This window comes from Gottfriedia acidiceleris, from assembly GCF_036421055.1.
In the GTDB taxonomy this organism is placed as follows: Bacteria; Bacillota; Bacilli; order Bacillales; family Bacillaceae_G; genus Gottfriedia; species Gottfriedia acidiceleris_C.
On record NZ_JAZGQS010000020.1, the window covers coordinates 38248 to 44247 of the forward strand.

At 42.0% G+C, this 6000-nt stretch carries 11 protein-coding genes and 1 pseudogene; 11 read left to right on the plus strand and 1 reads right to left on the minus strand.

All coding sequences use genetic code 11. The features are described from left to right. Positions 1-86 precede the first annotated feature (86 nt). Positions 87-464 (minus strand): helix-turn-helix domain-containing protein, encoded by a 378-nt coding sequence (locus RAH41_RS20985; RefSeq protein ID WP_014418220.1) that lies wholly within the window; start codon positions 462-464, stop codon positions 87-89. Positions 465-617: 153 nt separating this feature from the next. On the opposite strand from RAH41_RS20985, the gene RAH41_RS20990 reads away from it, so the two are divergent. The 11 genes and pseudogenes from RAH41_RS20990 to RAH41_RS21040 all read left to right on the plus strand — a co-directional run. After that, entirely contained in the window at positions 618-836 is a 219-nt protein-coding gene (locus tag RAH41_RS20990) for a helix-turn-helix transcriptional regulator (RefSeq protein WP_025852635.1), read from the plus strand. A 12-nt stretch (positions 837-848) separates the two neighbouring features. Further along, positions 849-1163 carry a hypothetical protein gene (locus RAH41_RS20995; RefSeq protein WP_025852633.1) on the plus strand — a complete coding sequence of 105 codons (315 nt, stop codon included), beginning with the start codon at positions 849-851 and terminating at the stop codon, positions 1161-1163. Then, the gene (locus tag RAH41_RS21000; RefSeq protein WP_025852631.1) at positions 1160-1930 is read left to right on the plus strand and encodes a phage antirepressor KilAC domain-containing protein; all 771 of its coding nucleotides are present in this window, start codon (positions 1160-1162) and stop codon (positions 1928-1930) included. The genes RAH41_RS20995 and RAH41_RS21000 overlap by 4 nt, the downstream gene beginning before the upstream one ends. A 95-nt stretch (positions 1931-2025) precedes the next feature. Next, positions 2026-2598, plus strand: a complete 573-nt coding sequence (locus RAH41_RS21005; RefSeq protein WP_032859257.1) for a helix-turn-helix domain-containing protein — start codon at positions 2026-2028, stop codon at positions 2596-2598. Then, positions 2595-2852, plus strand: a complete 258-nt coding sequence (locus tag RAH41_RS21010; protein ID WP_032859261.1) for a YqaH family protein — start codon at positions 2595-2597, stop codon at positions 2850-2852. Before RAH41_RS21005 ends, RAH41_RS21010 begins: the two co-directional genes overlap by 4 nt. Then, a complete protein-coding gene (locus RAH41_RS21015; RefSeq protein ID WP_014721404.1) occupies positions 2849-3046 on the plus strand; it encodes a YqaI family protein in 198 nt (65 codons plus the stop codon). Before RAH41_RS21010 ends, RAH41_RS21015 begins: the two co-directional genes overlap by 4 nt. Before the next feature lie 101 nt (positions 3047-3147). Continuing rightward, the gene (locus RAH41_RS21020; RefSeq protein ID WP_032859263.1) at positions 3148-3336 is read left to right on the plus strand and encodes a hypothetical protein; all 189 of its coding nucleotides are present in this window, start codon (positions 3148-3150) and stop codon (positions 3334-3336) included. Then, positions 3333-4253: a hypothetical protein gene (locus RAH41_RS21025; protein WP_025852621.1), complete on the plus strand. Its 921-nt coding sequence runs from the start codon at positions 3333-3335 to the stop codon at positions 4251-4253. Before RAH41_RS21020 ends, RAH41_RS21025 begins: the two co-directional genes overlap by 4 nt. Next, a complete protein-coding gene (locus RAH41_RS21030) occupies positions 4177-5010 on the plus strand; it encodes a PD-(D/E)XK nuclease-like domain-containing protein (protein WP_371979617.1) in 834 nt (277 codons plus the stop codon). Before RAH41_RS21025 ends, RAH41_RS21030 begins: the two co-directional genes overlap by 77 nt. Positions 5011-5207: 197 nt before the next feature. Then, on the plus strand, positions 5208-5909 hold the full coding sequence (locus RAH41_RS21035) for a DnaD domain protein (RefSeq protein WP_032859408.1): 702 nt from the start codon (positions 5208-5210) through the stop codon (positions 5907-5909). Beyond that, a pseudogene (locus RAH41_RS21040) lies at positions 5830-6000 on the plus strand (ATP-binding protein); the annotation flags it as partial. The gene RAH41_RS21035 and the pseudogene RAH41_RS21040, both read left to right, overlap by 80 nt.

Below are 6000 nucleotides of genomic sequence, written 5' to 3' on the forward strand. Positions count from 1 at the left end.
CCTTTCGGATCGGGTTCATTTGTATTCCGGTTCAAGTTCCGATCTTATTAGTAAACAGAAATAACTTAATAAACAATAAAGAATAATTACTTTTCCTCTTTTTTGTTTTTGAAATTCTCTGCAATCATTTTTTCAATTCCATCAAGTCGCCTTAGAGCATCTGCAAGATATTTATCTTTTTCATCCTCCGTCATCAGTTCCTGTCCTTCGACATTATCAAAACGAACATCATTCTGCTTACGGAGTTCTTTAGCTTTATCTTGGTAGTACTCTTGACCTCTTAACAAGTAATCTGTAGAGACTTCAAAGAAATCAGCTATTTTAACTAATGTTTCATAGTCTGGCTGTCTATGGCCTCTTTCATAATTAGCATATGTGCCCCTGTGAACGCCAACCTTTTCAGCCATTTGTTCTTGTGTTAACTTCTTGCCTTTACGGAGTTGAATTAACCGGTCTTTAAACATAATTTCACCTCATTCATTAAACATTATAACGTGTCGAAATGAAACAAATAAAGTTTTGTGTCAAAACGACGAAAAAGTTATTGACATTGTTTCTAATGGACGATATCATAAAAACAAATGATTCGTTTCGACGCAAATAAGGGGGTGAATCTATTGAGGAAATGGTTGATAGACATCCGTGGAGACAAAAGCCAACAGGAAACAGCTGAGGAAATTGGTATCTCTAGAGGTGCTTACGCGAACATTGAATTAGGAAAGAGAAATCCTTCAGTAAAACTAGCAAAGAGAATTGCTAACAACTTTGATGTCGATTGGACGCTTTTTTTTGAAGAAAATGTCGTCGTTTCGAAACAAAAATCAAACACAGCATAGGAGGTACCAAGTATGTTTACCATGCAATACGACGATAACTTCATTGATCAAATTGCAGCAAAAATTGCTGAAAGGGCAACAGATATGTTAGTCGAGCGGCTGGGGGCGTTGAATGAGCTACCTCACATCTTAACCAGAGAAGAAGCGATGAAAGTACTCAGATGCGGCCAAACAAAAATGTCTGAACTCATGTCGCGACCTGATTTCCCGGTAAATGATGAGTTCGGCAAGAAAATTCCAACCCAGCTGCTATTTAAATGGATTGAAAGAAATACCCGTTGGGTGGAGGAAAATACCCAGTATATCCGTAAGGGGGCAACCGCATGAATCAAGTACAAACATTCAAAAATGGAATCTTCCAAGTTGAAGCCAAAATGGAGGATGATCAAATTCTTTTCAATGTTGAACAGGTAGCAAAATCACTTGGCTTCACACAAACCAAAAATAACAAAGAGTATATCAGGTGGGAAACGATCAACAGATATTTAAACAAGTATCTTTCCCAAGAAGTTGGGAAAGGCGATTTCATCCCTGAATCACTGGTGTACAAGCTAGCTTTCAAAGCATCTAATCAAATTGCTGAGCAATTTCAAGACTGGTTAGCAATTGAAGTCATCCCTACAATCAGAAAAACTGGGGGATACGTCGCAAATGATGAACAGTTCATTCAGACATATTTGTCGCATGTAGACGAACATACTAAATTACTTTTCAGAACAACCCTTCACACACTAAAAGAGCAAAATAAGCAAATTGAATCTATGAAGCCAAAAGCTCTTTTCGCCGAAGCTGTGGAAGCGTCTGAATCGTCTGTGCTTGTTGGCGAGCTAGCGAAAATCATTCAACAGAATGGCGTTAAGATTGGGCCTAACAAGTTATTTCAATGGCTCCGTGATAATGGTTATCTGATTCGTAAGACAGGCGAGTCTTTCAATCTACCGACACAGCGAAGTATGGATATGGGTCTCTTTGAAATTAAGAAGAGAACAATGAATAACCCTGACGGTTCAATTAGAACCACACGAACACCAAAGGTAACGGGAAAAGGTCAGATTTATTTTGTGAACAAGTTTATTTCATCAGAAACTGCTTGAAACAATTTCTATAAAACTGTGGAGATCAAATTGGACAACTCCTTAATTACTTAAATTTTACCAGTAAAAAACTGAATATATCAGGAGGCAAACATATGGAGAACAACCCATACAATTTGCGAAATTTACCGCAGATTATGCGTAGTGTGCGAAAATCGGCGGGCCTTGCACAGTATCAAATCGGTAATTTAATTGGGGGAAAGGATCAACGATATGTTTCTGATGTGGAAAATGGCTTTAGCAAACTCACTCCTGAACTATGCATTAAATGGTTTGAAGTATGTGAAGCCTATGAACATATTGATCTCGTGCATTATCTTTTCCGTCTGCACCCAACAGCGCCTGCGCCCATTGATCCTGCATTAAATGAAAGTGCAAGTGCCGCGGTAATCAATATGGTCCATCAGTTGGAAGAGGCCTTGGAAGCAACAAAACATCTAGCCCGTTGGCTGGCAAGTGACAGGCCGGGTAGGAGGGCAGGTGAACTGCCAATGGGTGATATTAAACAGATTTTCGATCTTATCCCGGCAAACAAGACACTCATCTATTCACTAGCTCGCGGACACGGTTTAAAGATACAAGAACTAGCGGATAGGTGGACAAGAAAAGCGCTAGTTGATCAAGTAGCAATGGCAAAACACGAGGAGAGGCAGGCAATTACGATATGAACAACAATCAATTTCTTACATCAGATTTAGAAGCTGCTAAACGGAAAGTGGATTCAGCAGAAGAATTGGCGATTATGCTATGTGAGGCCCTGCGTGATGGTGATTACGAGGAGGCCATTAGCTTAGCCGGAAGCATAAAAGTTTTGACGGAGGATATTAACCGGTTAGCAAACAAAGGCCGTTTGTACGATGTAGCTATGAAAATGCAGCAGCGAGGTATTAATTTAACTGTAATAAGCAGGTGCTCGCAATGAACATTGAAAATCCAATGGTTTTGAACAACTGGCACGATAAAACGTCAGAACCTGAAATAAAAAAGGATTTTTTTGGGGACATCATAATGCCAACAGATGATTATGTAATCGACAGCGGCGAGGTAATTTTGAGGGATAATCTTGAACGGTACTTAAAGGAGCAGCTTGGTTTTGAATTTCAAACAGCGCAATAAAAAAGCCCACTCGGCAAAGTGGACTTCGTAAGGCGTTTTGATTATTGATTGGAACCTAATTATATCAAAACGCCTCATAGAAAACAATGGAGGTTTTATAAATGGCAAAATCAATTACAGTGTCATTCAGCGATCGGGCGGACGACCAGGCACGTTTAAGTCAGGTTGGCGGTTCAATTACATTTGACAAGTATGGCCGTCCTGTATTCAGTTTTCCATCAATGGACGCATACCGAGAATGGCAGAGGCGCGGCACAGAAGCTTATTTGAGAGAGGTGGCAGCAAAATGAATGGATTGTCTCAGGTAGATTACTCAGATTATATGCCCGCACCTCAACAGGCAACCAACGTGACTACCGAAGCTATGGTCAGTCGCCAAGCTCAAGAGGTACAGGCTGCTATGGTCATTGCTAAGAAATTCCCGCGGGATGTATACGCGGCGTTCGATCGGATTAAGAAAGCATGTGAACGGAGGCTGTTGGCCGAGAACGCGGTGTACGAATATCCCCGAGGCGGCTCAAAAGTATCTGGTCCTTCTATACGTCTTGCTGAAGCGTTGGCGCAGAACTGGGGGAACATTGATTACGGGATTATGGAATTGGAACAGAAGGCAGGAGAATCGTCTGTCATGGCTTATGCCTGGGACCTCGAAACGAATACCCGTCAAACCAAGATTTTCACGGTTAAGCATGAACGGAAAGCGCGCGGTGCTATTACAAAGCTTGATGATCCAAGGGATATTTATGAAATGGTTGCTAATCAAGGCGCGCGGCGGTTGCGTGCCTGCATACTTGGAGTAATTCCAGGCGATATCGTAGATGCTGCGGTTGATATGTGTCAGCAAACGTTAATCAGCGGTCATAAAGAACCTTTGGAGGATCGTCTCAGAAACGCTTTATCTCTTTTCAAAAAAGAGTTTGGCGTTACAAAAGAAATGATCCAGGAATACATCGGCAATTCGATCGATGCTTTCACTGAACAAGATTTCTTGAAAATTGGACGCATTTACACGTCCCTTCGTGATGGGATGGCAAAGAAAGAGGATTACTTCAATATCAAGGCCACAGGCGCGACTAAGTCAAAGGCTGAAGAAGAATTTAAAAAGCAAAAAGAGCAAGTTGGGAAGGCAGATGAAAAAAAGAAAAAGGCTGGTGATCCTGCTGATGAGGACGATTCCGGCGCTAAACAAGGAGAATTACTATTCTAACGAGATTGATAGATATTACATGTCAAATTCTCAATATAAGAGCTTTCTGCAATGCGAGGCGGCAACAATGGCCAAGATTAACGGTGAATGGGTGCCGCCGGGTTCAGAAGCTCTCCTCTTCGGTCAATATGTTCATGCCTGGCTTGAAGGGAAACAGGTATTTGATGAATTCAAGAGAAACACGCCATCACTTTTTACACAAAAAGGCCAACTGTACAAGCAATATCAGTTAGCTGATCTGATGATTGAGGCGATTCAACATGACGAACTCTGTATGTTCGTTCTGCAAGGAGCAAAGGAAGTTATCGTAACGGCTGAACTTTTCGGTGTTCCATGGAAAGGCAAGCTGGACGTATACAACCCGGCCGGCAGCCGTTTTGCAGATCTGAAAACAACCCGTTCACTTCGAGAAAAGGTGTGGAATCCGGAAATAGGCTATTGCTCGTTTGTCGAAGCATACGGATACATCGGACAGATGGCGCTCTACGCAGAAATGGAAAAGCGTATGACTGGGCGTAACGAGTGGCTTGAGCCTCTTATCGTGGGGGTATCTAAAGAGGATCCGCCGGATAAAGCAGTCATCAATATCGATAAGGGCCGAATGGAAGTAGAGCTTGAAGAGATTGAGCAGCGTATGGGTCGTATCCTGCAAGTGAAACACGGCGGCGAAAAGCCGGAGCGGTGTGAGAGATGCAAATATTGCCGTGCAACAAATCAGTTAAACAGTATCATTCATTTCTCGGAGCTGATCAGCTGATGGAAAAGGATTTAATTAAGGTTCCGATTCCGCATTGTTATTACTGGCTGGTTAAGACAGTAAGGCGTGATATGAGGAAGGGCTTATATACACGGTATGTAACGGACTATCTGAAGACGAATGAACCATCTTTAGAATTAACAGATATTGATTTTAAGGCTCTAACAGCAGTGTGTAAAAGGAAGTAGGTGAGCGATATGGATACGCAAGGACTAGGATATGTCATTTTACCCCGCCTGCCATTTAAAGATTCACGGGATGAGACAATATACGATCATTTATTCAAACGGGCAGAGTATAGAGCGGATCAGGATTTAGAACTCGGTCAGACAATCATTAAGCTTGTGGAATTAGCAAAGCGTTTTAATTGGTCATCCGATCAGATCAAATACTCGTTAGACAGAATGGTCAAGCAGGAGTATTTAAAACTGGACAGGCTGCCGCAAAAACGCGGCTTTATTGTTACAGTTCTGAATTACGCGGATTACATACAGCTTGGCAATTACAACAAGAAGAAGGACCTTGTCCAAGTGTCGGAAGAAAGAAAGGAAGTTGATGAAAAAGTGAAAAATGTCTTTGAATTATTCGAGAACAAAGTCGCCCGTACTATCGGACCAATTGAAGCTCAGCGAATTGGCTATATGGTTGAAGATTACGGCGAGGAGAAGGTCATGGAGGCTATGAAACAGGCTTTCAGGAACAAGGGCAGCAAGGTTGGTTTAAATTACATTGAAGCAGTTCTATCAAATCCGTTTACGCAGAAGAGAAAGGAGAAAAAACAGCATGATAGCTCACAAAACACAAAGTACGGACATGGCAATGGCGGGCATTCTCAAAAAACTACGGGACAGGTCAGCCCAATTTTCAGCGGAACAGGCCGCCTCAGAAGAAAAGGCTGAATATGATTGCCTTGACTGCAAGGACAAAGGAATCATTGTATATCGGGTTCACCAAGATACTGAACGGCAGCTGAGAAAAGAACAAAAAACA